General features: G+C 56.0%; 20 protein-coding genes and 1 pseudogene. 17 read left to right on the top strand and 4 right to left on the bottom strand.

From position 1 onward, the window contains the following. Positions 1-98: 98 nt before the first annotated feature. The gene (locus tag ABF824_RS04175; protein WP_415486624.1) at positions 99-440 is read right to left on the bottom strand and encodes a hypothetical protein; all 342 of its coding nucleotides are present in this window, start codon (positions 438-440) and stop codon (positions 99-101) included. A gap of 137 nt (positions 441-577) precedes the next feature. On the opposite strand from ABF824_RS04175, the gene ABF824_RS04170 reads away from it, so the two are divergent. The 3 genes and pseudogenes from ABF824_RS04170 to ABF824_RS04160 all read left to right on the top strand — a co-directional run. Continuing rightward, on the top strand, positions 578-844 hold the full coding sequence (locus tag ABF824_RS04170; RefSeq protein ID WP_415486629.1) for a recombinase family protein: 267 nt from the start codon (positions 578-580) through the stop codon (positions 842-844). 603 nt (positions 845-1447) lie between these two features. Next, positions 1448-2929 carry an FAD-dependent monooxygenase gene (locus ABF824_RS04165; protein ID WP_415486623.1) on the top strand — a complete coding sequence of 494 codons (1482 nt, stop codon included), beginning with the start codon at positions 1448-1450 and terminating at the stop codon, positions 2927-2929. 406 nt (positions 2930-3335) lie between these two features. Further along, positions 3336-3797 (top strand): annotated as a pseudogene (locus tag ABF824_RS04160) (B12-binding domain-containing radical SAM protein); the annotation flags it as partial. A 164-nt stretch (positions 3798-3961) separates the two neighbouring features. Here ABF824_RS04160 and ABF824_RS04155 read toward each other — a convergent pair. Next, complete coding sequence (locus tag ABF824_RS04155) at positions 3962-4639, bottom strand: helix-turn-helix domain-containing protein (protein ID WP_415486622.1); 678 nt, start codon at positions 4637-4639, stop codon at positions 3962-3964. Between the two features lie 531 nt (positions 4640-5170). On the opposite strand from ABF824_RS04155, the gene ABF824_RS04150 reads away from it, so the two are divergent. The 14 genes from ABF824_RS04150 (at position 5171) to ABF824_RS04085 (ending at position 23668) form a co-directional block, all read left to right on the top strand. Beyond that, on the top strand, positions 5171-7066 hold the full coding sequence (locus tag ABF824_RS04150; RefSeq protein WP_415486621.1) for a TonB-dependent receptor: 1896 nt from the start codon (positions 5171-5173) through the stop codon (positions 7064-7066). A gap of 18 nt (positions 7067-7084) precedes the next feature. Further along, complete coding sequence (locus ABF824_RS04145) at positions 7085-8368, top strand: MFS transporter (RefSeq protein ID WP_415486620.1); 1284 nt, start codon at positions 7085-7087, stop codon at positions 8366-8368. Further along, a complete protein-coding gene (locus ABF824_RS04140; protein ID WP_415486619.1) occupies positions 8365-8736 on the top strand; it encodes a cupin domain-containing protein in 372 nt (123 codons plus the stop codon). Before ABF824_RS04145 ends, ABF824_RS04140 begins: the two co-directional genes overlap by 4 nt. Before the next feature lie 611 nt (positions 8737-9347). Continuing rightward, on the top strand, positions 9348-9503 hold the full coding sequence (locus tag ABF824_RS04135; RefSeq protein WP_415486618.1) for a hypothetical protein: 156 nt from the start codon (positions 9348-9350) through the stop codon (positions 9501-9503). 387 nt (positions 9504-9890) lie between these two features. Continuing rightward, positions 9891-12680 carry a bifunctional aconitate hydratase 2/2-methylisocitrate dehydratase gene (locus ABF824_RS04130; RefSeq protein ID WP_415486617.1) on the top strand — a complete coding sequence of 930 codons (2790 nt, stop codon included), beginning with the start codon at positions 9891-9893 and terminating at the stop codon, positions 12678-12680. A gap of 511 nt (positions 12681-13191) precedes the next feature. Continuing rightward, positions 13192-14316: an FAD-dependent monooxygenase gene (locus tag ABF824_RS04125; protein ID WP_415486616.1), complete on the top strand. Its 1125-nt coding sequence runs from the start codon at positions 13192-13194 to the stop codon at positions 14314-14316. Between the two features lie 21 nt (positions 14317-14337). After that, positions 14338-14835, top strand: coding sequence for a (2Fe-2S)-binding protein (locus ABF824_RS04120; RefSeq protein WP_415486615.1), 498 nt, complete (start codon positions 14338-14340; stop codon positions 14833-14835). Next, positions 14832-18404, top strand: coding sequence for a molybdopterin cofactor-binding domain-containing protein (locus tag ABF824_RS04115; RefSeq protein ID WP_415486614.1), 3573 nt, complete (start codon positions 14832-14834; stop codon positions 18402-18404). The genes ABF824_RS04120 and ABF824_RS04115 overlap by 4 nt, the downstream gene beginning before the upstream one ends. Positions 18405-18460: 56 nt before the next feature. Continuing rightward, positions 18461-19498 carry a 2,5-dihydroxypyridine 5,6-dioxygenase gene (locus ABF824_RS04110; protein WP_415486613.1) on the top strand — a complete coding sequence of 346 codons (1038 nt, stop codon included), beginning with the start codon at positions 18461-18463 and terminating at the stop codon, positions 19496-19498. Then, entirely contained in the window at positions 19498-20133 is a 636-nt protein-coding gene (locus ABF824_RS04105; protein ID WP_415486612.1) for an isochorismatase family protein, read from the top strand. Before ABF824_RS04110 ends, ABF824_RS04105 begins: the two co-directional genes overlap by 1 nt. 15 nt (positions 20134-20148) lie before the next feature. After that, complete coding sequence (locus ABF824_RS04100; RefSeq protein WP_415486611.1) at positions 20149-20940, top strand: alpha/beta fold hydrolase; 792 nt, start codon at positions 20149-20151, stop codon at positions 20938-20940. Between the two features lie 67 nt (positions 20941-21007). Continuing rightward, positions 21008-21760 carry an Asp/Glu racemase gene (locus ABF824_RS04095; RefSeq protein ID WP_415486610.1) on the top strand — a complete coding sequence of 251 codons (753 nt, stop codon included), beginning with the start codon at positions 21008-21010 and terminating at the stop codon, positions 21758-21760. 44 nt (positions 21761-21804) lie between these two features. After that, a complete protein-coding gene (locus tag ABF824_RS04090) occupies positions 21805-23115 on the top strand; it encodes an MFS transporter (RefSeq protein WP_415486609.1) in 1311 nt (436 codons plus the stop codon). A gap of 100 nt (positions 23116-23215) precedes the next feature. Next, entirely contained in the window at positions 23216-23668 is a 453-nt protein-coding gene (locus tag ABF824_RS04085) for a MarR family winged helix-turn-helix transcriptional regulator (RefSeq protein ID WP_415486608.1), read from the top strand. A gap of 24 nt (positions 23669-23692) precedes the next feature. Here ABF824_RS04085 and ABF824_RS04080 read toward each other — a convergent pair whose 3' ends face one another. Continuing rightward, positions 23693-25126, bottom strand: a complete 1434-nt coding sequence (locus ABF824_RS04080; protein ID WP_415486607.1) for a cryptochrome/photolyase family protein — start codon at positions 25124-25126, stop codon at positions 23693-23695. A gap of 59 nt (positions 25127-25185) precedes the next feature. Next, positions 25186-26445: a PQQ-dependent sugar dehydrogenase gene (locus ABF824_RS04075; RefSeq protein WP_415486628.1), complete on the bottom strand. Its 1260-nt coding sequence runs from the start codon at positions 26443-26445 to the stop codon at positions 25186-25188. Positions 26446-26492: the final 47 nt, after the last annotated feature.

Here is a 26492-nt window from a genome sequence, read left to right as displayed (position 1 = left end):
AAAAATCCTTTTCTTACTTTATAAAAACGAAATATCATTGAACGGTTATTCGTCATTCTAATACGTTCTGGCTAACGTCAAACATCTTAAAGGAGCACTTAGGTTTCAAAAGTTGTTTTTACTCCAGCCGGCAACCTAGAGAGCAGGTCAGCAGCAATGATCGGCACGCGTGCCGCTTTGATATGCTCGCTGGCATAACAACGTGCCAGCAATTCGTCTCCTAAATAGGCGTCATACTTTGCGCGCTTCATATCAGGCACTAGTTGGGCCAGAACTTCCACTTCAGGCGCTGGCCTTTCGGCGAGAGTTTTCAGAGCGGCAACCAGTTTGCCCCCGTCTTTAGCCGGAACCGTGACCGCGATACCCTCCGAATTGGCCGTTACACCATGAGAGGTGAGCGCTAGCACCAAGGCCAGTTGCGCCCGCTTGGCGCCCACCATTTTTCCTGCATTCCAGGACGTGGCGCCATTAACGTAGGCGATGGAAAACGAGTTTCTTTTTCATGATATTTTCCCTGATCAGCTGCAAATACAGCAATCAAAAGTCTGGATGAGAATATCAGAAGGTAACGAGAGCTATTGGCGACCGTCTGCTTGCCGGAAACTGGAACAGTTCTGCTTATAACCGACATGCTTCTCGAGGGACAGGGATTCTCAACAACAAATTTTATAAAGGGCTTTCAGTATGGAATAAACGAACCAGTAGGGAAACAGGAAATAGAATTTTTTGTAAGAATCCTGAAAATCAGATTGTGCATAAGATCGTACGGGAACTCAGGATTATTCCTGACGATTTATGGCAGGCTATCAAGAAACGCCAAGATACTGCCAAGCTGACTTTTTAAAAAGGAGGCAGGAACTAGGGAGGTCTACAGGACACGCAAAAACAATGAATGCTGCGAGACGCCTGACATCTTGTTTGTCGAGTAGAATGGTCTGCGGTGTTTGTGGTGGAAGTTGGGTTCGTGCTGAGGAGAGGTGCCTTAGCAGGCGTCGGGGAATGATATGCCAAAATAACCGGACCATCAAACGGGAGTTTGTCGAGCACAGAGTAATTTCTGGTCTGACTGGTCGTATAGTCTCAGAGCAAGCACTGCAGGAAGCTGTCGTCGCTTACAAGAGGGAGTTTGAGACTTTAAAAAGCAGACGACACACTCAATTCGAGAGTGATTAGCAAGCGCTTAGGCTAATCGATGCTGAAATCCGAAATGTCATGAAGACAATCAAACGCGGTAGTGACATTTCCGTTCTGACGCAGAGTCTGAGCCAACTTTCTTTGGAGAAAAAGTTGATTGAAGACAAACTTGAAGACGTGCCAGAAAATTGTCAAACCGCATGCCATATTTTGTGCAAAGATATCAAGAACGAGTGTCAGGACTGGATGAGATTCCCTGCCAGAGTGCGCCCGTCCGTATGGCTGCACAGTTCTTTTCCTCTGGACAAAAACCATGTCGAAGCCCGTTCTCGTTACCGGCGCTGGACCTGTTGGCTTGATCATGGCCGCCGAACTGGCCCGGTATGGCGTGCCTGTCAGGGTTATCGACAAGACGCCGGCCCGTGCGAGCCAGTCTCGGGCGCTGGCCATCTGGCCCCGAACGCTGGAACTGCTTGACGCCGCAGGCTGTGCGGATGCGTTTGTGGCCGCCGGACTGCATGCAAAGGCCGTCAGTATCCACGTCGGCAACAGGACACTCGCCCGCATCCCCTTCGGGACGATTGCCTCTTCCTTCAATTACCTGCTGATGATCCCGCAATCGGAAACCGAACGGTTACTGGAAGACCATCTCAGGACTTTTGGCATTACTGTCGAACGCGAAACTGAACTGAGGGACTTCGTTAATAGGGATGCCGATGTTTCATGCACGCTCATGCATGCGGGCGACAGGAGTGAAACTCTGGAAGCGGGCTGGCTCATCGGTTGCGACGGTGCACATTCCTTGGTTCGCAGTAGGCTGGGCCTAACATTTGGGGGAGACACGTTACCCATTGGGTTTGTCCTCGCTGATGTGCATGTGACCGGTCTTGCCATCCCGCCTGACGAGCCGGCGATATTCTGGCATCCTGATGGCGCTGTCATGTTTTTTCCGATATCGCGGGACCGCTACCGTATCATCGCCGATTCTGGTTCGGCACCGTTGCATGAACCGGATATTGAGAAAATGCAGACGATTGTCGATCAGCGCGGGCCCGGCGGAATCATCCTCTCCAATCCGGTATGGCTGTCGGATTTCCGGGTCAACGAACGTATGGTCCGGGATTATCGCAAGGGCCGTGTTTTTCTGGCCGGCGATGCAGCCCATATTCATAGTCCGGCCGGCGGTCAGGGCATGAACACGGGCATGCAGGATGCCTTCAATCTCGCTTGGAAACTGGCGCTTGTCGAGCGGCAGGAAGCCGCGCCCTCCCTGCTGGACAGCTACAGTATCGAACGCAGCTGTGTTGCACGGCAGATACTGTCAGATTCCGGACGTATGACCGGAGTTGTTCTGCTCAGAAGCCATCTGGCGCAGAAAGTGCGCAACCTTATTGTGAAACGGATTTTCAGCATTCCGGTGATCCGTCGCGCCATGGCTGACCGACTTTCCGGAATCATGATTGATTACCGTGACAGCCCTCTCAACGTGGGTTCAGCCCGAGGATTGCGCGGACCTAGGCCCGGGCAGCGACTGATTACAAGACAAGGTTCTGAACGAGGTTATATTCCCCGCTTCGTGCTTGCTGCCAAGGACAGTAGAGATGCGCGGGCCATGATCGCGCGTCACTCTTTTTTGCTGATGCCTGTAGTGTACCCGCCACCAGATGAAAACGGTATCTGGCTGGTAAGGCCCGATGGCTACGTCGTTGCTGTTGCAAAAAGTGGGAACTGGCCATTAATCGAAATGGCCCTAAATGGAATCACGCTCAAAATCTCAACCGGGATGATAAATTAAACCATACCGGTGACTTCCGACCATGGAACTGGACAGGTGTTTACTGCTTCATTCAGGACATGCGGGTAGCTAGGCTACGATCCGAATGGCAGACATGGAAATTTGATCTTTCCGTTCTACTTTTACCGGCCAAATCCAGAAATTCAGCTTGCCGACGGTAAATAACAACTGTTCTATCTCTCCTTCCGGATGTTCTATCTTATAAACGATCATTTTCTTGTTCTATGGGTTCCGTGACTATCCTTCGCGCGGAATCTGCCGTTTTCTGCAGATTGTTTCCCTAGAACTGAATCAGGCCGCCCATGGTCCGGTACGCTTTCGAAAAAGCGGAGCGTTTCTCTCTTTGATCGTAATCAGCTGTTTTATTTGAGAATTTTTTCCTGATGCTGGCAGTTGTAAGACCCTCATGATCTTTACGTTTTTTAATGCTTTTTCGTTTTGGATTGCAACGAGATCTGTGGCTTGACAGGGGCGCGCGACTTGGGAGTGCTCGCCGGATAGCTGGAACATCAGGCAGGTCAGTTACAACAGGGCAATTCTGTCGGAAGAAGATTTCGCCTGGGCCGATATGGTTGATGACTGGAGGCATGTTTCCTCAGAGAAACGATGCCTTGCATATCATCGACACATGCCGGGCCAAGAGTAAGTCTGTAGTGGCCGGCGGTCCGGATGTCACAGCTAGCCCGACATCTATAAGGCTGCAAATTTTCAGGTTCTCGGTGAAGCTGAAGCGATCATGGTTGACTTCATCTCGGGGTGGCGAAGCGATGTCACGGAGGGAGTTTTTGAAGCGCTCAAGGGCAAGACAGACATCACAAAAAGCCCTCTGCCACGTTTTGATCTGCTGAAACTAGCTGAGTATCTGCATTTCCGACCGTTTTCCCAACAGATTGCCGAAGAAATCGTTCTGTAAACGTAACTAAAACAGGTGGTTGTCATATTATTTCCGATTAGTAACGACGTTCGTTTGTGTCCGATAAGCGCACATCCAAAACGAGAAGGCTGTTTTTTTGGGCTGTGAGTAAACGTTATTTATATTGCAAGTCGCTGCCATTTACTTGGGGTGCAACCGAAATGTTTCTGAAAAGATGCGCTGAAATGGCTGACGTTGCTATAACCAAGTTCCATGGCGGTTTCGGTTACGTTTTTGCGTTGCAGCAAATGACAGGCATGTTCCATGCGATGAGCCTGATAAAGGGTATATGGAGCACAGCCAAACTGTTGACGAAACAGTTCCTTGAATCGTGTAGAACTGAGGCCGGAGATCGCCGCCAATTCAGAGATCTTCGGGGCTTGATCGAAGTGCGCAAGCAGAGCCTGACGTGCGGTTTCAAGTCCGGTGATGTTTCCTTGTCTCAGTTGTGCGCGACCTGTTTTATCCTGTGTGAAGGCATATCCCAGCGTGGTCATCGCAAGTCCGAATCCTACAAAGGCTTCGGACTTGCTGGTTTGAAAGAAGGAGCGTGAACTCTTTCGCAGATAACCAAGGAGTTGTCTGGCTGTTTTGATGACGGGATCCTGCCCCCCCAAGGAACGGGTGTGAATGCCAGCCAGTGGTTCGATGTCCATCTGCTCGATAAGCAAGGGGGGCACATGAATTTCGAGGGCTGAAAACCCGACACTATTTTCGAAACTGAATGTTTCCTGAGATGTTCGCGCGAGAACAAGATCGTGAGCCTGAAAATGATGCGTTTGACCGCCAGCGGTCATGTTGCATGAACCTGAGAGGATGACAGTGCAGCGGGTTGTAAAACCCGGCTCGTCGAAATGGCCACTCAGTTCGCTTGCCCGGCTGGCCACAAACCCGCTCGTATGCAGACCTCCGGGAAATTCGCGTGAGTGTGGATGCAGCAAGGACGTGCCGGCGACATGCTCTGGATGCGGTCGATGAACCTGAGTTGAGCTGGCTTCTATCATCAGGGTGCGGTCTTTCCTGTCCGATCGGGGTAGTCGGGCCGATGCGGGTAGCGAAGATAATGAGAATTATTATCATCCGAACTCATGAAAGAAAACCTCTCCTTATCAATGGACGGGAATGGCTTCCGTTTAAGGAAAGTCAGTTCTCTTGCGTTTGTTTGCATAGCCTTGACCGCGTCGCCTGGGATGGGATTGGCGGCGACTAGACAAATGGGGCAGTGCGTTCACAAAAGTGGAGAAAAGGCTGAAAAGCCAAAGACCGAATGCCGTCCCGTGAAGGAGCATGTGAGGGTATGGGGTAAACGGCCGACTTTCACCACACCCGTGAGCGCGACACATATCTCACCTCAGGACATGCAGGCTTATCGGATGCAGACTCTTGGGGATATCGCCGAGCGCGTGCCTAATCTCTCTTTCACCAACACGACACCGAACAACCCCGTTCTGATGGTGCGTGGTTTGGGTGGAACTGAGGATGAGGGGCCGGTCCTCTACACACCGGTGCTGATCGACGGCGTGCCTGTGCCAAGTTTTGCCATGGGGCAGATGTTCGATTTCAGTAATGTGGACGTCATGCGCGGTCCCCAGCTTACGGAAGGGGTCAATGCGTTTGGTGGTATGGTTTCAGCCCAGTCGCGTGATCCTGGAAACAAGATGGCTGGCGCGATGGATTTCGAATATGGCACCGGTAATCGCAAACGAGCGACGTTTTCGGGAGATATGCCTATTGATGCTTCCACCAGCATCCGTCTAGCCGTTGGTGGGGAAACTGCTGACGGTTACATCCACAATCGTGCTTTGGACCGACGCAACACGGGTGGGTGGCATGGGTGGTTCGGGCGCATCAAGCTGTTGCACAAGGATAGTGATGGCGGCGAATGGCGTTTCAGCTTGCATCATATGCTGAACCATGGTGGCAACGATTATTTCGAAACACCGGATCATGCCCGAAAGCACGTTTCCTACAATACTTCGGCGGGAGTGAACGATACTGAGTATCTTCTGGGTTCAGCCCAGTATCATCGCCGTTTCAGTCAGCGCATGATTCTGGATGTTACGTTTGGCGGGGTTTCAACGGACTGGCGCTATAGCAACCCATATTCCGTTTTCTCGGCAAATTCCGGATTTACTTCACCCACGCGCCAGATCGGCGGTTCCATCATGCTGTCAGGCAGTTCCGGCACATTGGACTGGAAAGGGGGTATTTACGGGCAGCAGCTCAAACGTTGGGCGCCGTATGACTTTGACATGTTACCCTATTATGCCAGTCGGACGACCGCGACGCTGACGACGGCGAATGTTGCTTTCATGGGAGAGTTAGGCTGGCGTTTCGCGCAGAGCTGGCGTCTTGTGCCGTCCCTTCGCATCGAGCATGTCGACAGTTCCATCAGCAACTGGACCAGCTCCATGAGTGGTGATGATCCTTACAGTTACAGTATTCAGCAGAGCCTGCCGCGTCAGACGCTTTCCAAGACAGCGCCGCTTCCGGGTTTGAAACTGGAATACAACCCGCAGGTTTCAAACACACTGAGTCAGTTCGGATGGCTCAGCTATACGCGGTCTTTTCTGCCACCGAATTATAGTCCTTATGGCTCCTATGCCAGCACGGTTTCGGTGCCTTATGCTTCCAGTTACGGCAACAATATCGAATTGGGATATCGGTTGGGTCATCCCACCGGGCGCTGGTCCGTGGAAGCTGTTGGATTTGCCAACTTCCTTTCCAATCTTCAGGTCTCGGCGACAAATGGCGCGGGAGAGTCTCTTATTGGCACTGCTGGCACAGCGCATTCCCGGGGTATGGAAGCGACAGCACACTGGAAACCGATTGATACCCTCCAGCTCAATGCGTTTGTGGGTCTCACCTATGCTGCTTATGACCGTTTCGTATTTGGTGGCACCGATTATAGCGGCAAACAGATGGCTGGCACGCCACGCAGCAATTTCGGTTTTTCGGGGGAGTGGCATCCAGCACCCGGATGGGAGGTGAGTGTGAGCGTTGTCCGGCGTGGCCGTACAACGCTTTATCCGAGCAGTGCTATTCGGAACGCGCCGTATGTTCTGGTCGATGCCCAGATCGAGAAACGCTGGAAACATTGGAGTGTAGCGCTGTACGGACACAACCTGACAGATTCAAGCTATTTCACACGCGGCCTGTCAGGTGGATATGTGGTGGCCGCTAATCCTCGCCAGCTTGGTTTCCGTGTCGGCGTGAACTTCTGAAACATGCCCGACAAGAAAATGAAATCTGAGTCCGTTCGGGAACGGGGCGTTGACCTTGAAAGTCTGCTGCCGAAACGGTTGCTGGCGATCGGTCTCATGTATGGTGCTCAGGGTATTCCGGCCGGCCTGGCGTTCAACGCGTTTGCGACCATTCTGCGTCAGGGTGGCGCATCCCTGAAAGACATCGGACTGACGGGTCTGCTGTTTCTGCCGTGGGCGTTGAAATGCTTCGGGGCAGGAATTGCGGATAATGCCGGGAAGCGATGGGGTTATGGTCGTCTGGCCTTATGGACACACATGGCTGCTGTCATAGCCTGTCTATTTGTAGGATTTGCTTCTCCTGAACGGCATTTTCTGATTGCTCTATCGGGGATTCTGTTTCTGAACACGGTTTTTGCCACGCAGGATATTTTCACGAATGCCTGCACCGTTTCTCACATGAAGGGGCGTAATGCAGGACTTGCTAATGCTTTACAGGTGATTTCGTTTCTACTGGGTATGGTTGCGGGGGGATCGGGGGCGCTTTTCATTTATGAGCGATCGGGCTGGTCTGGCGTCATGTGGAGCATGGCGGGTGAACTTTTCATCCTGTGGCTTCTGCTTCTGCCGTTAAGGGCTAGTGTGGAGCCCGCCATTACCGTTGCGCGTCAGACTCCATCGCGGCTGGTCGATCTTTTTCGTCAGACGGGTTTTCGATGGGCATTTCTTGTCGCGGTTACCTTCAAGTTTGCGAGTTCGGCTCTCGCCATGCTGCTCCAGCCCTGGTTGATGGATCGGTCTTTCAGCATCGATTTTGCCGGAATGTTGCAGATGTCCAACATCATATGTGGCGCGATCGGTGGGGCGATCATTGGGTTTCCCGCCGTCAGGATGCTGGGAAGTCGTAGGGCGGTCAGTCTGCTCATCTGGCCGTCTACCCTGCTGCTGGGGACATTATTGCTTCTCCAGACTGCGGACAGGGCCAATCAGTCTCTTCTGTATATCGGTCTGGGCATGGAGAATTTTATCGACGGAGGATTTTACGTCTCCGTCTGGGCCATGCTCATGAACTGGTCTTCGGAAAATCGCCCCGGAACAGACTACAGTTTTCTCCAGTGTGGAGAGAGCCTTGCCAATGTCCTTGCCGGCAGTGCGATCGCGCCTCTGGCATCCATGATCGGGTATGGCAGGACGTTTCTGGTGACGTGGATCGTCGGCGTCATCATGTTGCTGTTCATTGTGATGGCGACCAGAAAACTTTCTGGTCTGTGCTGTGATGAACCGCCTCTCCTCCTAACATCCAAAGCAATGAGGGAATCATGACCATCTTCAATCTGGCGGAAGAAGCTGCCGATCTATCGGTTATCGATATTGGAAAAAAGACAGAATCCGTTTCAACGAGTGGCCTGAAAATACTTTTTCCGTTTGGAACGCATGATGTCGGGCTTCTGCGTTTCAAAGGCTCCACGCCGTGGGAAGAGCATCCTACTGATGAATTTCTTCTTGTGGTCGAAGGAAAAACAACACTGACTCTGCGGGGCAAAAATGGCGAGACCAGTTCCATTGCGAAAAAGGGAGATGTTCTTGTGGTGCCGGGTAAGATTTGGCATCGGCAGGACGCGCCAGACTCAGTGACGCTGATGTTCATCACCAATCACGATGGCAATCGCCATAAAGCTGCCTCTGAATGACTGACGGCAGAGGGCACTGTTTGGCATCCAAAGAACAGACTTTACTCGTCTGCTTAACTGTCTGTTTTTTCAATGAATGTTTAGAATACAGGTAGCAGTGGCCTTGTAGTAACTGGATAAAATGCCCGAGGCTTATTTCATGAACGGACACCACACACTTCGATTTACCTATTGCTCCACGGAAGCCGCTGTGGATTGAAACTCAGCCTATTCAAGGCTTTTCGACTGCTCGCACCCATTCAACTGTTTTGATCATAAGCGCTTTTCTCGCCGATCAGAGAAACTTCGCCCTGTTCAAGATGGGGCTGAAGCGCCATCCGATTAGTGCGATGTGCTGGGATCGTAGAAGAACCCGTAACGAAGCCCGATGCCTCCCATCGGGGGCGGACTGACCTCGAAAATCTACGCAATCGTTAATGCGGGGGGAATGGCAGTCGCCACTCCCTGAGTCCGGACAGAGAGCGAGCATCATGGAAGACCTGCTCCAGTAAGAGTTGGCGATGAACAACGACCGGTGTTCGGATACTGGCAGTATGGCTTGCGTCATTTCTGGTCGCACGGTGGCACTATGCTGACCAGTTGGTGGGCGGTGAGCTTTTTGTCAGATACTGGTGTTCGTGACACTGGCTTTACGTGAAGTGCCACTGATACTGTCACTTCGCCTGTTCCTGCCCGATATTTGGACAACTGATTCGTCGCGCTTGAAACGGGTTGGTGTTCCACTGACACATCCGGCCTCCCGGACTAAACTGGAGATGGCTAACTAATGACACGCTTTTGCAACATCAATAGTCATTGTAACCGAGCATATTCCAATATGCTGGCCCGCTTGCCTTCAACCTCTTCACGACACATGCCAATAGAGATCGTCAGTGCCGGAAAATTGAAATGACAACTGCTGTGTCATCGGTCAGATCGGAGAGGCCCGGGAGGGTAAAAGTGGTGGCTCATATTCCAGTCCAATGAATATGAAGATTGCCATTTTTAAGCGGTTAACGCCGAATTCAAAGGACTGTCTTTGTCGGAGTGTCGTGCCCTGTTAGTCGGAAAAAGGTGGCGTGCTGGCCCCCTTCAGCATGTTAAAGTCCCTTGACTATATCCGATTTGCAGGGCCGTGTTTCCGGTCCATACACCTCAATGACGTTGGGATTGCGATGAACGCCTACTCAGATTACCTGACCGAAATCAAGGAACGAAAAAGTCAGGGGCTTTCTCCCAAGCCGATCGATGACGGCGGTCTCGTTCGTGACATCATCGCATTGATTGAGGATGCGGGTAACGAGCAGAGGGCAGATGCTCTCAAGTTCTTTATTTATAACACATTGCCGGGAACCACGAGCGCTGCTGGTGTCAAGGCAGACTTTCTGAAGAAGATCGTCCTGGGCGAGGTGGTCGTTCCGGAGATCACGCCAGCCTACGCCCTCGAACTGCTGTCGCACATGAAGGGTGGCCCCTCGGTCAAGGTTCTTCTTGACATAGCCCTTGGTGATGACGCTGCGATCGCCAAACAGGCTGGCGAGGTGCTGAAAACTCAGGTTTTCCTTTACGACGCCGACATGTTCCGACTGCGTGATGCTTACAAAGCGGGCAATGCTGTCGCGAAGGACGTGCTCGAGAGCTACGCCAAGGCCGAGTTTTTCACCAAACTCCCGGATGTTGAGGACGAGATCAAGGTCGTCACCTTCATTGCGGCTGAAGGTGATATTTCGACCGATCTTCTGTCTCCGGGCAATCAGGCGCACTCACGCTCGGATCGCGAACTGCACGGTCAGTGCATGATTTCGCCTGCGGCACAGCAGGAAATCGTCGCACTGCAGAAGCAGCACCCTGACGCGCGGGTGATGATGATCGCTGAAAAAGGCACGATGGGCGTCGGTTCGTCGCGTATGTCTGGCGTGAACAACGTAGCGCTCTGGACCGGTAAACAGGCCAGTCCCTACGTTCCTTTCGTCAACTACGCTCCAATCGTTGCAGGCACCAATGGCATCTCGCCAATTTTTGCGACGACCGTCGATGTGACCGGTGGTATTGGCATCAATCTGAAGAATTGGGTCAGAAAGACCGGCGAAGACGGTAAGCCGATCCTGAATAACGACGGCAATCCCGTCCTTGAGGAAAAATATTCGGTCGCGACCGGTACTATCCTGAAAATCGATGTGAAGAACAAGAAGCTTCGCGATGAGGATGGAAAAGAGCTGGTCGATGTCGCCGCGGCCTTCACACCCCAGAAAATGGAGTTCATGAAGGCGGGCAGTTCTTACGCTATCGTTTTCGGAAAGAAGCTCCAGACATTTGCTGCCCAGACGTTGGGGATCGAAGCTCCCCGCGTTTTCGCACCCAACAAGGAAATTACGGTCGAAAATCAGGGCCTGACGGCGGTCGAGAAAATATTCAACCGTAACGCTGTGGGCGTAACACCCGGCAAGGTTCTGCATGCAGGGTCGGACGTTCGCGTTAAGGTGAATATCGTCGGTTCGCAGGACACCACCGGCCTGATGACAGCACAGGAACTTGAGGCGATGGCGGCTACCGTCATTTCGCCCCTGGTGGATGGCGCGTATCAGTCGGGCTGTCATACGGCATCCGTCTGGGACAAGAAGGCGCAGGCGAACATTCCGAAGCTCATGAAGTTCATGAACGACTTCGGTTTGATCACAGCCCGTGATCCGAAGGGTGTCTATCCCCCGATGACGGACGTGATTCACAAGGTTCTGAACGACCTCACCGTGAGTGACTGGGACATCATTATTGGTGGTGACAGCCATACCCGTATGTCCAAGGGCGTGGCGTTCGGTGCTGATTCAGGCACAGTGGCGCTGGCGCTGGCCACCGGCGAAGCAACGATGCCGATCCCGCAATCGGTCAAGGTGACGTTCAAAGGCACGATGCAGCCGCATATGGACTTCCGTGACGTGGTGCATGCGACGCAGGCGCAGATGCTCAAGCAGTGCGGCGACAACGTATTCCAGGGGCGCATCATCGAAGTGCACATTGGTACGCTGCTTGCCGATCAGGCCTTCACCTTTACGGATTGGACGGCCGAGATGAAGGCCAAGGCCTCCATCTGCATCTCTCAGGATGAGGCGCTGATTGAGTCGCTGGAAGTCGCCAAGTCGCGTATCCAGATCATGATCGACAAGGGCATGGACAATGCTGCCGGCACCCTGAAAGGCCTCATCGCCAAGGCTGACAAGCGTATTGCCGAGATACGGTCGGGCGAACATCCTCCGCTTGCTCCCGATGACAACGCGAAATACTTCGCCGAGGTTGTTGTCGATCTCGATGTGATCAACGAGCCGATGATCGCCGACCCCGATGTAAACAATGCCGATGTGTCCAAGCGTTATACTCATGACACAATCCGCCCGGTTTCCTATTATGGCGGCACCAAAAAGGTGGATCTCGGGTTCGTGGGATCGTGCATGGTGCATAAGGGCGATATGAAAATCGTGGCCCAGATGCTCAAGAATATCGAAAAGGCAAAAGGGAAGGTGGAGTTCAACGCGCCGCTCGTCGTTGCTGCTCCGACTTACAATATCATTGACGAACTGAAGGCCGAAGGGGACTGGGAAATTCTGGAGCGTTATTCCGGCTTCGAGTTTGACGACTCACACCCGAAAAGTGCTCCACGCACTGAATACGAAAACATCCTCTATCTGGAACGCCCTGGTTGTAATCTGTGCATGGGGAATCAGGAAAAAGCAGAAAAGGGTGATACCGTTCTTGCGACTTCGACCCGGCTGTTTCAGGGGCGTGTCGTAGAAGATTCCGGCACCAAGAAAGGGGAATCTCTTCTGGCTTCAACTCCGGTTGTGGTGCTATCGGCCATCCTTGGCCGTACGCCGAGCAATGAGGAATATATGGAAGCCGTTGAGGGAATTGATCTGACGAGGTTTGCTCCTCCCAAAGCCCCTCTGATCGATTCCGCTTCTGTCCACTACTAAGCGCACGTGATCAGGTTTAACCCTGATGATGGCGGAGACGCCCAGAAGGGTCGCGAGGCAAGCTGATTTCAGCTTGCCGTAGCGCGTATTGCGATACCCCGAATGGCTTCAGTCTGACGAAAAGCCGTTCGGGGTCATTTTCTACTTAATCAAATAATATGATGCCCGAGGCTGTGGACTGACTTTCTGCGGCAAGATTCTGCCTTTGTGGTGATGAGCAACCAACTGCGTGGCTTCCATAAATAGCCGGTTGTTAGCAGCCGTCACCAGCATGACCACGGTCCCTCCATACTCCACAACGCAACCATATACGGCTGTAAGCAACACAGCGACGGCTCCTTTGACTCGGAAAACAAAGGGCCGACGGCCTTGCTCGACCAAAATATAACAGAATCGAAATTATTCCCTTGACGTTGCGTTTCCAAATCGGTGAGTATCCACAATATAGCGTATACGCGATTAATTCTCGCTGGATATGCGTGATGATGTGGCAGATTGAGGAAGGCGGAGCATGTCGGACGGAGTGCGCATAGGAATTGCGGGAGCAGGGCTGGGAGGGGTTGCCGCGGCTGGACTCCTTCAGCGGGCGGGCTTCGATGTTGTTCTTTTTGATCAGGCTCCGGCTTTCTCCCGCCTTGGGGCGGGTATTCAGTTTGGTCCCAATGTGCTGAAGATCCTCGCGCATCTGGATGGTCTGGACAAGAAGCTGGAAGCGATCTCCTGCCTGCCTGATTACTGGGTCAGCCGGAAGTGGGACGACGGCGCTGTCATGGCGAAGATCCCGCTCAATGCTGAGCGTGACCGGTATGGTGCGCCTTACATCACGATCCATCGTGGTGATCTGCATCAGGCGATGCTGGACTGCATCAGCCCGGAGCGGGTGCGCTGGGGCCATAAACTGGTCGATTTCGTCGACAATGGCCGCGACGTGACGCTGTCTTTCGAGAATGGCGCGACGGAAACCGTCGATATTCTGGTCGGCGCTGACGGGATCAATTCGCGTGTGCGTGAGAAAATCTTCGGTCTGGACGAAGCCGTTTATACGGGCTGGATCGCACACCGTGCCATCATCCCCGGTGCCGCCGCCAAGAGCCTGGGCGCTGATGTCAATGCCAAGTGGTGGTCGGAAGATCGTCACATCGTCTGCTACTATCTCGATCGGAACGAAGACGAGTTCTATCTCGTGACGGGTGAACCTGCCGAATGGACCAGCCGTGCAGGCCAATTACCGAGCAGTCAGGAAGCGCTTCGTGAGGCATTCAAGGGCTTCCACCCGCTGGTGCAGGGCTACATCGACGCCACTGATGTCGTGACCAAGTGGCCACTCAAGACCCGTGCACCGCTGCCGACCTGGTATCAGGGGCGCACTGTTCTGATGGGCGATTCCTGTCATCCGATGAAGCCGCATATGGCGCAGGGCGCGGCCATGGCTGTCGAGGATGCCGCCGTTCTGGCGCGTGCCCTGAAAGAACTGGGCACGAAGGATCTGGAGCACACCTTCCGCGCTTATCACGAGGCCCGCAAGGAGCGTGCCACCAAGGTGCAGAGCATCTCCAACGCCAACACTTGGCTGCGTCAGCCGGAAGATCCTTACTGGTGCTACGGCGACAACGTCTACGATCTGGCGCTTGGCTGATGTGAAAAGGGGAAGGGCGCCATGGCGGCAAGCGTCTTTCTGACGGTCAATGGCAGACGTCACGAGGTGATGGCTGCCGGCCAGACCCCACTGTTGACCGTGTTGCGGAACGATCTGGGTCTCAATGGCCCGAAGTTCGGCTGTGGTCTCGGTGCGTGTGGCGCCTGCACGGTGCTGCTGGATGGCAAGGCAGCCCGTAGCTGCGTGGTGCGTCTCGATGCGGCAGCCGCCTGTGAAAATATTGTGACATTGGAAGGGCTTTCTCCGGATGGGAGCGATCCTGTCCAGCAGGCCTTTGTAAAGGCTCAGGCCGCGCAGTGCGGTTACTGCCTCAATGGGATGGTCATGACCTTGCGGGCCTTTCTCGATGCTGTGCCCAATCCTGATGAACGGGCTCTGAAAGAAGCGCTTCGCTACAATCTGTGCCGTTGCGGCACGCATATCGAAATCATGCGCGCGGCGCGTATCGCCGCTGGTCTGGAAACGGCTGATCCGGAAAGGGAGAACGACGGAACGTGACTGGTCTGCTCCAGATCTTTCGTAAGTCGCAACCGCCGACAGGTCTCGCCGCCCGTGGCGGTGATTTCGTTCCCCGTGAGGAAGTGCTCGTCCAGATCGACGCGGAGGGACAGGTTCTCGGTTTCTGTGGGCATGTCGATCTCGGGACGGGGATCGCGACATCACTCGCTCAGATCGTCGCGGATGAACTCGATGCCGATCTGACGCGAGTTCGGATGGTGCTGGGCCATACCGACAAGACCCCTGATCAAGGGGCGACCATTGCCAGTGAAACCATCCAGATTACGGCCAAGCCGCTGCGAAAGGCAGCCGCGCAGGCCCGTCGCATTCTGCTGGATCGTGCGGCGACACTGACGAATCATCCTGTTACAGACCTGTCTTTCCGGAATGGAAAGCTTGAGGATGCTTCAGGGCAGGATCGCTCCATCAGCATGGGCGATCTCGTTCGTGACATCACGGTGCGTCAGGAACTAGATGAAGAAACGCCGGTAAAGGCGCCGTCTGAATATCGCGTTGTCGGGCGTGAGATGCCTCGGGTGGACATTCCTGACAAGGTGACGGGGCGCATGGTCTATGTGCACGATGTGCGCGTGCCGGGGATGCTGCATGCCCGTGTCGTGCGTCCGCCCTATGGTGGTTACGACCACGGCCCGTTCGTCGGACGTTCCCTGCTGGAGGTGGATCGGGAATCCGTTGCTCATATCACAGGGCTTGTCGATGTCGTGGTCATCGGCGACTTCGTGGGTGTCGTTGCAGAACGTGAAGAGCAGGCGGTGGAAGCGGCGCGTGCGCTGAAGGTGACATGGGCGCCCCCCGCATTGCCCGACCTGTCCGATCCGATTGAGGCGGTCAAAAAAAATCCATACGAGCCGCGTGTCGTTCTCGATCAGGGCGATGCGGAAGGTCATCTTGAAACGCTCGCGCATCGGCTGGACCGTGAATATCACTGGCCCTATCAGATGCACGGTTCCATCGGCCCGTCCTGTTCGGTGGCAGACTGGCGTGACGAGGGGCTGACTGTCTGGTCGGGGACGCAAAATCCCCATATGCTGCAAGCCGATATCGCCATGCTGATGGGGCTGTCGAAAGAGAAGGTCACCATTGTCAGGCACGAAGCGGCGGGTTGCTACGGACGTAACTGCGCGGATGATGTAGGGGGTGATGCCGCGCTGCTATCCCGCGCGGTCGGGCGTCCGGTGCGGGTGCAGCTTTCCCGCGAGCAGGAGCATGTCTGGGAGCCGAAGGGCACGGCACAGCTTGTCAGTATCAGAGGCGGTCTGGATGAGGCGGGCAATCCTGTCGCCTACGATCTGGATACGAGCTATCCCTCGAATGTCTCGCCGTTGCTGGCTCTGGTGCTGACCGGCGTTGTGCCCGGTGACATTCCAGCCGTCACGCAGATGGGCGATCGGACGGCCATTCCGCCCTACGAATACACCAATGCGCGCATCACGGTGAAGGACATGCCGCCGATGGCGCGGGCGTCGTGGTTTCGTGGCGTGTCTGCTCTGCCAAACAGTTTTGCGCACGACAGCTACATAGACGAACTGGCGGCGGAAGCCGGGGTGGACCCGCTGGAATATCGCCTTCGGCATCTGCCCGATCAGCGTGCGGCGGACCTGCTGAAAGCGACGGCGGCACGGGCGGGGTGGGAACCACGCACCGAAGCACCGCAGCCTGACCCGCAGGAGCGTATTCTGCGGGGACGTGGGCTGGCCTATGCGCTGTATGTGCATGGGCCCTTTCCGGGAAAGCCTGCGGCCTGGTCAGCATGGGTTGCGGATGTGGAGGTCGACCGCCTAACGGGTGTGGTCAGTGTGACCCGCGCCGTTGTGGGGCAGGATGCGGGGCTGATGATCAATCCCGCCGGGGTGCGTCATCAGCTTCACGGCAATGTCGTGCAGTCCACCAGCCGTATTCTTACGGAACAGGTCACGTTCGACGACAAGGGCGTGGAAAGCAAGGAATGGGGTGGGTATCCCATCATCCAGTTTCCCGATGTTCCCGAAATCGAGCCGGTGCTGATGGAGCGCCCCGATCAACCGCCGCTGGGTGCGGGTGAATCAGCTTCCGTACCGAGCGCGGCCGCTATTGCGAATGCGATGTATGCTGCTACAGGCGTTCGTTTTCGGGATGTTCCGTTCACACCGGAAAAGGTCAAGGCGCAGCTGGATGAGGCGCTTGGTCCGCTGGAACGGCAGTCTCCGGCACCATTGCCCGCGCTTGCGGTGGTGGGGGAACCGGCACAACCTGCGGCACGGCAGGGCTGGAAAGGACTGCTTCGCACAGCGGGCTTCGGGGCAGTTTTCGCCGTGGCAGGAAGCGCGCTGACCGGCCTGCTGCCGTGGCGCGCGCCGATCGCACCTGTTGCGCCGCCCGTGCCGGGCATGTTCTCACCGGAAATCATTGCACGCGGAAAGCTTGTGGCTGCTGCTGGTGATTGCGCCGTCTGTCATACCGCGCTAGGTGGTCAGATAAACGTTGGCGGGCTCGCGCTGGAGACGCCGTTCGGCACCATCTATTCCACCAACCTGACGCCGGACCCTGAAACGGGCATTGGTCGGTGGTCCTATCAGGCGTTTGAGCGGGCGATGCGCGAAGGCATCGGCCGCGATGGTCGTCATCTGTATCCCGCTTTTCCTTACACGGCTTTTGCCAAGACCAGCGATGAGGACATGCAGGCGCTTTATGCCTATCTCATGTCGCAGGAGCCGGTCCGGAAACAGCCTCCGAAAACGGCGCTGAAGTTCCCGTATAATCTCCGCTTCTCCATGGCGGGGTGGAACGCACTGTTTCACAGTACGGCGCCTTTCGTGGAAGATCCGGCGCGTTCGGCACAGTGGAATCGGGGCGCATATCTGGCGGAAGGGCTGGGGCACTGCTCGGCGTGTCACACGCCGCGCAATATGCTGGGTGCCGAGCGTGCGAAAACTGCTTATCTGGCTGGTGGAGAAGCGGAAGGCTGGGTTGCGCCCGCGTTGTCCGCCTTGTCCCGTTCGCCGATCCCGTGGAGCGAGGACGATCTCTACGCTTATCTGCGGACGGGGTTCAGCCCCAATCACGGTCCTGCCGGCGGTCCGATGGCTCCCGTGGTTCACGCGATGGAAGTGCTGCCGGATGAGGACGTTCGTGCCATCGCCCATTACATCGCATCCTTCGATACGCGGCAGGCACCGGCTGGTGCCGTGGCCCGTCGTGAAGAAGTGCTGACCCGCACGGCATCTTTGCAGGCACTGGAAAAAGGTGAGGGAGCCCGCATCTACGGTTCCGCCTGCGCCGTGTGTCATGAGGGTGAGGGGGCGCATCTCTACGGTGCCCGTCCGCCACTCGCCCTGAACAGCAATGTGTGGGCCGACACGCCGGACAATCTCATCCGTGTGCTGCTCGACGGTGCGCCGTCGCCAGCCCACAACGCGGAAAACATGATGCCGGCTTACCGTCACCTGTTGTCAGATCGGCAGATTTCGGAAGTGGTGGCTTTCCTGCGTCGCACCATGGCTCCCGAGAGAGGAGAATGGACCAACCTCGTTGCCCGCATCGCCCGTATTCGCGCCGAGGGAGGGCACTGACATGCAGTGTTTATCCTTCGTCATATGCTCGAAAGATTTTCTGAAGGAGCAGTCCCATGCCTGTAAGTGATTTTGAACTCGTTCAGTCCTGGCGTCAGGTTCTGGATCTCTGCAAGTTGCAGAACGGCCAGAGCGTGACCATCCTCACCTCGCAGGGGACCAACGAGCAGACCCTGCGCTGCGCCATTCTAGCGGTGCAGGAGAAGGGTGCGTTCGCCAACCGTCTCGATCTGCAGCCGAGCAATGGTGGCACATCTCTTTCCCGCGATCCGCTGGCCTATGTCGGCACGACGCCGCTGACCGGCAATCGCGCGGCGGTGGAAATGCTCAAGGCCAGCGATCTGGTGCTTGATCTGATGACTCTGCTTTTCTCCGCTGAACAGCACGAGATTCTCGAAGCGGGCGGCCGTATCCTGCTGGCGGTCGAGCCACCGGATGTACTGGTGCGCATGACGCCGACTGCCGAGGATCGCGAGCGTGTTCTGGCGGCGTCCGCCAAACTGCGGACCGCCCGCACGATGAAGGTGACGTCCGCAGCGGGCACCGATGCGACGTTCGCGCTTGGCGAATATCCGATCCTTGAAGAATATGGCTTCGTGGAAAAGCCGGGACGCTGGGATCACTGGCCGAGCGGCTTCCTTGCGACATGGGCCAATGAAGGCACGGCTGAGGGCAAGATCGTGCTTGCGCCCGGCGATATCCTGCTGCCACAGAAAAGCTACGTCACCGAGCCGATCACCTGCCATCTGGAAAAGGGCTATGTGCGCGCGATCGAAGGCGGTTTCGAAGCCGACCATCTGCGCGATTACATGGAAAGCTTCAACGACCCCGAGGTGTACGCGGTGTCGCATATCGGCTGGGGGCTTCAGGATCGTGCCCACTGGTCCGTCATGGGTTTCTATGACCGCGAGGCCAGCATTGGCATGGATCCGCGCGCCTGTGCCGGAAACTTCCTGTGGTCCACAGGACCGAACAACGAAGCGGGCGGTGATCGCGATACGGCCTGTCACATCGATATCCCGATGCGGAACTGCACGGTGATGATCGACAACGAGACAGTGGTGAAAGACGGCAAACTGGTGGGAGAAGCCTGATGACTTCCGACGGCATGCGCGACGAGGCGCGATACAAAAAGCAGGGATTCGGCAACGAGATTGGGATCACGGGCGGCATCGGTCTGCTGATTGTCGATTTCGTCAATGGCTTTGCCGATCCGGAGGCTTTCGGTGGTGGCAACATCCCGGAGGCCATCGAACGCACGCGCACCCTGCTGGCGGTTGCGCGCGAAAAGGGCTGGAAAGTGGCCCATACGCGCATCGTCTTTGCGGATGATGGTGCTGACGGCAACATCTTCTCCCTCAAGGTGCCGTCCATGCTGGGGCTGACGGAGGACAATCCCGCCTCGGCCATCGTGCCGGAACTTGCGCCGGAGAAGGGTGAGTATGTCGTGCGCAAGACGGTGCCGTCCGCCTTTTCCGGCACGCCACTGGCTGCGTGGTATGTGACACATGGTGTGCAGACCGTGATCGTTGCCGGATGCGTGACATCGGGCTGCGTGCGCGCCAGTGTTCTCGATGCGATGCAGGCCGGTTTCCGTCCGGTGGTGGTCTCGGATTGCGTGGGAGACCGCGCGATCGGGCCGCATGAGGCCAATCTGTTCGACATGGCCCAGAAGTGCGGCGATGTCATGGACCTCGACATGCTGCTTTCCCGTATTCCCAATCAGTAAGAAGAAACTGAAATCATGAGTGCAACAAAACTTCTTTACGGTGCGAACGTGCATGCCAACGGCATCCGTCAGCATTATCTCCGCTATGGCGGCAAGGGCACGCCGCTGGTGCTTGTGCCCGGTATCACCAGCCCGGCCATCACATGGGGCTTTGTGGGGGAGCGTCTTGCGGAGAAGAATGACGTTTACATTCTCGATGTGCGCGGGCGTGGTCTGTCCTCCACGGGGCCGGATCTGGATTATGATCTGGACAGTTACGCAGACGATGTTCTCGAATTCATCAAGGCGCTTGGCCTGAAGGATGTGACGCTCATGGGGCATTCCATGGGTGCCCGGATTGCCATTCGTGCTGCGCACAAGGATTCATCGGCGTTGGCGCAGCTCATGCTGATTGATCCACCTGTCAGTGGTCCTGGCCGTCGTGCCTATCCGGCAAAACTCGATTGGTATACGGAATCTATTCGTCTTTCGCGTCTGGGCATGAGTGCGGAGGAGATGCGCCGTTTCTGTCCGACATGGACGGACGAGCAGCTGAAACTGCGCGCCGAGTGGCTGCATACCTGTGACGAACTGGCGACCCGCATCACGTTCGAGAAGTTCCATACGGAAGACATTCATCAAGACATTCCGTCTCTGAAGGTGCCGACACGGCTGGTTGTCGCAACACGCGGCGGCGTCATCCAGAAGGAAGACGAGGAAGAGATTGCCAAGCTGAATCCCGCTATCGAAATCGTGCATGTGGAAAATGCTGGTCACATGATTCCCTGGGATAACGAAGAGGGATTTTACAAGGCTGTTTCCGTCTGATCGTTTCCAGCCATGACAGGAGGCCGCTCCCCGTGGTGGCCTCCCTTTTTCTTCGGGATCAGGATTCATGACAAAAATTCATCGCATCGGTCAGATTGTACCGAGTTCCAATCTCACGATGGAAACGGAAATTCCGGCGCTACTGAAGCTGCGCGAAAGCATTCGTCCGGAACGCTTCACGTTCCATTCCGCCCGTATGCGGATGAAGACCGTGAAGAAGGAAGAACTGGCCGCGATGGACGCGCAGTCCGACCGCTGCGCACTGGAACTGAGCGACGCGGCGCTGGACGTGCTGGGTTATGCCTGTCTGGTGGCGACCATGTCCATGGGGCTTGGTTATCATCGCGTATCTGAAAAGAGACTTCACGAAAGAACGGTCGAGAATGGTCATCCGGCTCCGGTTGTCACCAGTGCGGGTGCGCTGGTCGATGGGCTGAAAGTTCTGGGCGCCAAAAAGATCGTTGTTGTCGCGCCTTATATGCGTCCGCTGACGGAACTCGTGGTCAATTACATTGCCAACGAGGGGATCGAGGTCATCGATTACGTGGCTCTCGAAATTCCGGATAACCTCGATGTGGCAAGGCATGATTGCCAGCGTCTTCCGGAAATTGTCAAAGGACTTCGCTATAGTGAGGCCGATGCCGTGGTCGTTTCCGCCTGTGTGCAGATGCCGTCGCTGCCGGTCGTGCCGCTGGTGGAGGCGCTCACAGGCAAGCCGACGCTGAGTGCGGCGGTTGCGACGACCTATGCCATGCTCAAGGCGCTGGGGCTGGAGCGCGTGGCGCCTGCTGGCGGTGCTCTTCTTTCCGGCGCTTACTGATATTTCTGTTGAGTAGAGCAGCCTCTGTTCGATCTGGAGTGACCATGACCCGCGTTGCTGTTGCTCAATCATCAAGTCACGCGGAGCGACAGGGAGACAGGCTCTATCAGGCCATGGCCTGGCGGGTTCTGCCTCTGCTTTTTCTGGGCTTTCTCGCATCCTATCTGGACCGCGTGAATGTCGGATATGCCAAGCTGCGGATGCTCGCCGACCTGAATATGAGCGAAGCCGTTTATGGGTTGGGAACAGGGCTCTTCTTTCTTGGGTATATTCTGTGTGAAGTGCCCAGCAGTCTTCTGTTGGTAAAATTCGGTGCGCGGAACTGGGTGGCACGCATTCTCATTACATGGGGACTGTGTTCCGGGGCTATGATGTTCGTCCAGACATCCACGCAGTTTTACATTCTGCGCTTTCTGCTCGGTGTGGCGGAGGCGGGATTCATGCCGGGAGTGCTGTACTATCTGGCGCTCTGGTTTCCTCCCCATTATCGGTCGAAGGCAACGGCCGCTTTCATGGCGGGCATTCCTCTGGCCAGTGTCATTGGTGGGCCCTTGTCCGGACTCCTCATGGAGCAGTTAAATGGGGTAAGCGGTTACGAAGGATGGCGGTGGCTGTTCTTCTGGGAAGCGTTGCCGCCAGTGCTCATTGGTATTGCCGTGTTCCTGTTTCTTCCGATTGCTCCCGAACGGGCGACGTGGCTGAGTGCGCGGGAAAAAGAGCAGCAGCAACTGGACAACCCCATGTGGTCGGCTGTTGCTGGTACGACCGGCGCGAGCGTCGCTGCAGCATTCCGTAGTCCTTGGGTCTGGCTGCTGGGATTTGTGGACGGGACATTGCTGCTGGGTCTTTATACCGTCGCTTTCTGGACACCCTCCATCCTGCATGACGATGGGATCCGTTCGACTTTCCAGATCGGGTGTCTGAGCGCCATTCCGCAGATCGGAGGCGTCCTGAGCATGTTTCTGATCGGGCGCAGTTCCGACAAGCGCGGTGAACGCCGGTGGCATATCGTTCTGCCAGTATTGTTCGGGAGCATGGCAATGACCTGCATCCCCTTCGTCACCGGCAATCCGGGGCTGGTGATCCTGTTCATTACGCTGGCGAATATGGGTATTCTCGGTGCCCTGCCTCCGTTCTGGGTTTTGCCGTCGCTCATGCTGAAAGGCGCCGCCGCTGCGGTCGGGCTGGCTTTGGCGGGGTCGATCGCCAATATCGCCGGTTTCTTCGCCACGGCCTTGGTGGGTTATGCCCGCACCATGTTCGGAGATATGTCGAGTGTGGTCTGGCTGTTTTCCGGTCTTGTTCTGGTGGGCGGGATGTCCGTTCTGCTGATTCCGGAGAACAAGATGCGTTGATCTGCAAAGAGACGTGGCAAAAAAAGTGGATATATGTTGTCAAAAGGGCTGTCTGGAGGAAAATTCTTCCATTGCTCCTTTCGTTAGGTACCCCGACGACATGTCAAACGCTGATCAGAATGCCCCGTCCGATTATGACCTTGAACAGCAGATCGGATATCTGCTCCGGCGGGCCTATCAGCGGCATACGGCGATCTTTCAGAAAGAAATAGCCGACGATCATCTGACTTCGGTGCAGTTCGCGGTCATGGTCACCGTCAAGAAACTCGGCTCTTCTCCGCTTGTGCAGATCAGCCACGAGACGGCAATCGATCACGCGACATTACGCGACATCGTTGCCCGTCTGAAAAAGCGTGGTCTGATAAGGGTCATTCAGGACAGTGCGGACCGACGCCAGAAACTGGTCTCGATTGCTCCTGCCGGAGAGAGCCTGCTGGCCGATGCAATCCCGGCTGCGCGGCACATCACCGAGGAAACCCTTTCGCCTCTTTCCGCCTGTGAACGCCTCGCTGCGCTGGAGGTTCTAAAAAAGCTCGCGATTTCAGTGGAATAAGTCCTGATTTCCACTGATCGCCTTTTATGCGTCGCGTAGATTTTTCCATGTGGAAAGTGCGCGGTCGCGCGCCATCTTGTGGTCCACGACAGGTTCCGGATAATCGCGCCCCAGCACCACTCCACAGGCAGCAAGGGCTTTTGAGTCCGCTGCCCACGGCGTATGGATGATCTTGCTAGGCACCCGGCTCAATTCGGGCACCCAGCGACGGATATAGTCACCTTCCGGATCGAATTTTTCTGATTGCAGAATGGGACTCATGATGCGGAAAAAGGGTGCGGCATCCACGCCCGTTCCCGCGTTCCATTGCCAGTTCATCGGATTGCTGGCCGGGTCGTGATCCACCAGCGTGTCCGTGAACCACTGTTCTCCCAATCGCCAATCAATGAGCAGGTGTTTCACAAGGAAGGAGGCGACCACCATACGGACGCGGTTGTGCATCCAGCCTGTATGCCAGAGTTCCCGCATCCCGGCGTCCACGAGAGGATAACCGGTCCTGCCTTTTTGCCATGCCGAGAGCCCCTTCGGATCATTCCGCCATGGAAGCGCATCGAATTCCGTACGGATATTGCGGGTAGAAAGATCGGATCGTTCGAACAGGATCGACCACGCGAATTCCCGCCAGCCCAATTCGCTCAGAAACCTGCTTCTGTCTTCCTCGGATGCAGGGACTGTTTGCGCCGCGTGCCACAACTGAGCCGGCGTGACATGCCCGAACCGCAGATAAGGGGAAAGGCGCGACGTCACCTCGGAAGCGGGGTAGTCACGCTTTTTCGCATAGCCTTCAAGCGCATTGTCCATGAAATCCGTGAGCATGCTATGCGCCGCTTCTTCTCCAACGTCCCATGTCTCACGAAACCCTTCCGCCCAGTCCGGGTTCGTGGGACGGAGATTGAGAGCGTCGATCTCTACACATGCGTCTGCCATCTTTGAGGGGAAAGACGCAAAGGAGAGAGTATCCGGAGCCGGCAGGGGCGGCCGTGGCTCGGGTAGATCTCGTGCCGCACGCCAGAAAGGCGTGAACACCTGAAAGGGCGTGTCGGCTTTGGTGCGCACGCTCCACGGTTCATGCAGCAGCGCGCCGGGAAAACTGTGTGCCGGTATGCCTCTGTCTTTCAGAGCGCTTTTGATCGTAGTGTCGATTTTCCGTCCTGCCGGATCATACCGCCGGTTCCAATGAACTGCGGATGCTGCCATTTCCTGCGCAAGCGCCGGGATCAGGACACAGGGATCGCCGTCCAGAACATGCAGAGTGCCGCCGTGTTTTTTCAGCGAAGCATCCAGTGCGCGGAGGGCACCATCCAGCCACCAGCACGCCGCAGAACCGGGTTTATGGTGTTTGTCGAAAACAAACACGCAAAGAAGCGGCGTGCCTTCCCGAGCGGCAGCGGACAGGGCGGCATTGTCCGCGAGACGGAAATCTTCGCGGAACCAGACAAGAGCAGGAGCTGAGGACATGCGCTCCTGATACTCCTGCGGCAGCAAGCAGACAAATGGTCGGCTGAGTTATGAAGGCCTTACTGGCCAGTCACGCGCCACACGGCGTTCCCTACATCATCGGCCACCAGAAGGGCGCCATCCTTGTCCAGCGTCACACCGACCGGGCGGCCATGGGTATATCTTTCATCCGCCGTCAGAAAGCCGGAAAGCACGTCACGCGGCATGCCGTCAGGTTTTCCGTCAGCAAAAGGTACGTAGATTACGCGATAGCCGCTTTTCGGCCGCCTGTTCCAAGAGCCGTGCTGGGCGACAAACAGGCCGGAACGCCACTTTTCCGGAAGAGCGGCTGCTTCCATGGAAAAGGCGATGCCGAGCGAGGCAGTATGGGGGCCGACCGCGTAATCCGGGGGAATGGCTTTCGCCACAAGATCAGGATTTTCCGGCTGGACCCGGGTGTCCACATGCTGGCCGTAATAGCTGTAAGGCCAGCCATAAAATGCGCCTTCCTTCACGGCTGTGATGTAGTCCGGCACCAGATCGCTGCCGATTTCATCACGTTCATTGACAGCAACCCAGAGTGCTCCGGTTTCAGGCTCCCACGCGAGACCGTTCGGGTTGCGCAGCCCGGTGGCGTAAGGGGACAGCGTCCGTGTCTCTAGGTCGAGATGGTCGATCAGGGCTCGCCCTTTCTCCGCCTCGAGTCCGTTCTCGGTGATGTTGCTGTTGGAGCCCACCGTCACGAACAGGGATTTGCCGTCCGGAGCGGCGAGAATGTTCTTCGTCCAGTGATGATTATAGCCGGAGGGGAGATCGACGATCTTCTCTCCCGGCTCGCTGATGTGCGTGTCACCTTCGTGGTAGGGGAAGCGGACGATGGCGTTGGCATTGGCGACATAGAGATCATTGCCGATCAGGGCCATGCCGAAAGGGGAATAAAGACCTTCAAGGAAGACGGTCTTCACATCCGCCGAACCGCTGTTTTTCGTGTCGCGCAGCAGGATGATCCTGTTGGGGCTTTTATTCCCCGATCCGGCCTTCTTCATCACAAAGCCCGCTATGGTGCTTTTGATCGATTTGGCATCCGTGCCGGGTGAATCCGATTCCGCCACAAGAATATCGCCGTTGGGAAGCTTATAAAGCCAGCGTGGGTGTTCCAGACCTGCCGCATAAGGCGTGACCTTCAGTCCGGGGGCCGCGACAGGCAGTTCGCCCTCTTTCCATCCGATGGGCGACGCAATGTTGAGAGCGGGAATGAACCGCTCTTTTGGTGGGGGCAGTGTGGGATTGGGACCGGTTCCATCAATCACACGCAGGGTGGCCGTTTCGCCCCGCACCATCGTGTCCCACAGAACACCGCCACCAAGAACGAGAACGATCGCGACGC

Origin of the sequence: Acetobacter sp. (assembly GCF_047721705.1) — a bacterium.
Taxonomy (GTDB): domain Bacteria; phylum Pseudomonadota; class Alphaproteobacteria; order Acetobacterales; family Acetobacteraceae; genus Acetobacter.
Note: the sequence above shows the minus strand (reverse complement) of the source record. Positions and strands in the feature narration are given on the sequence as shown.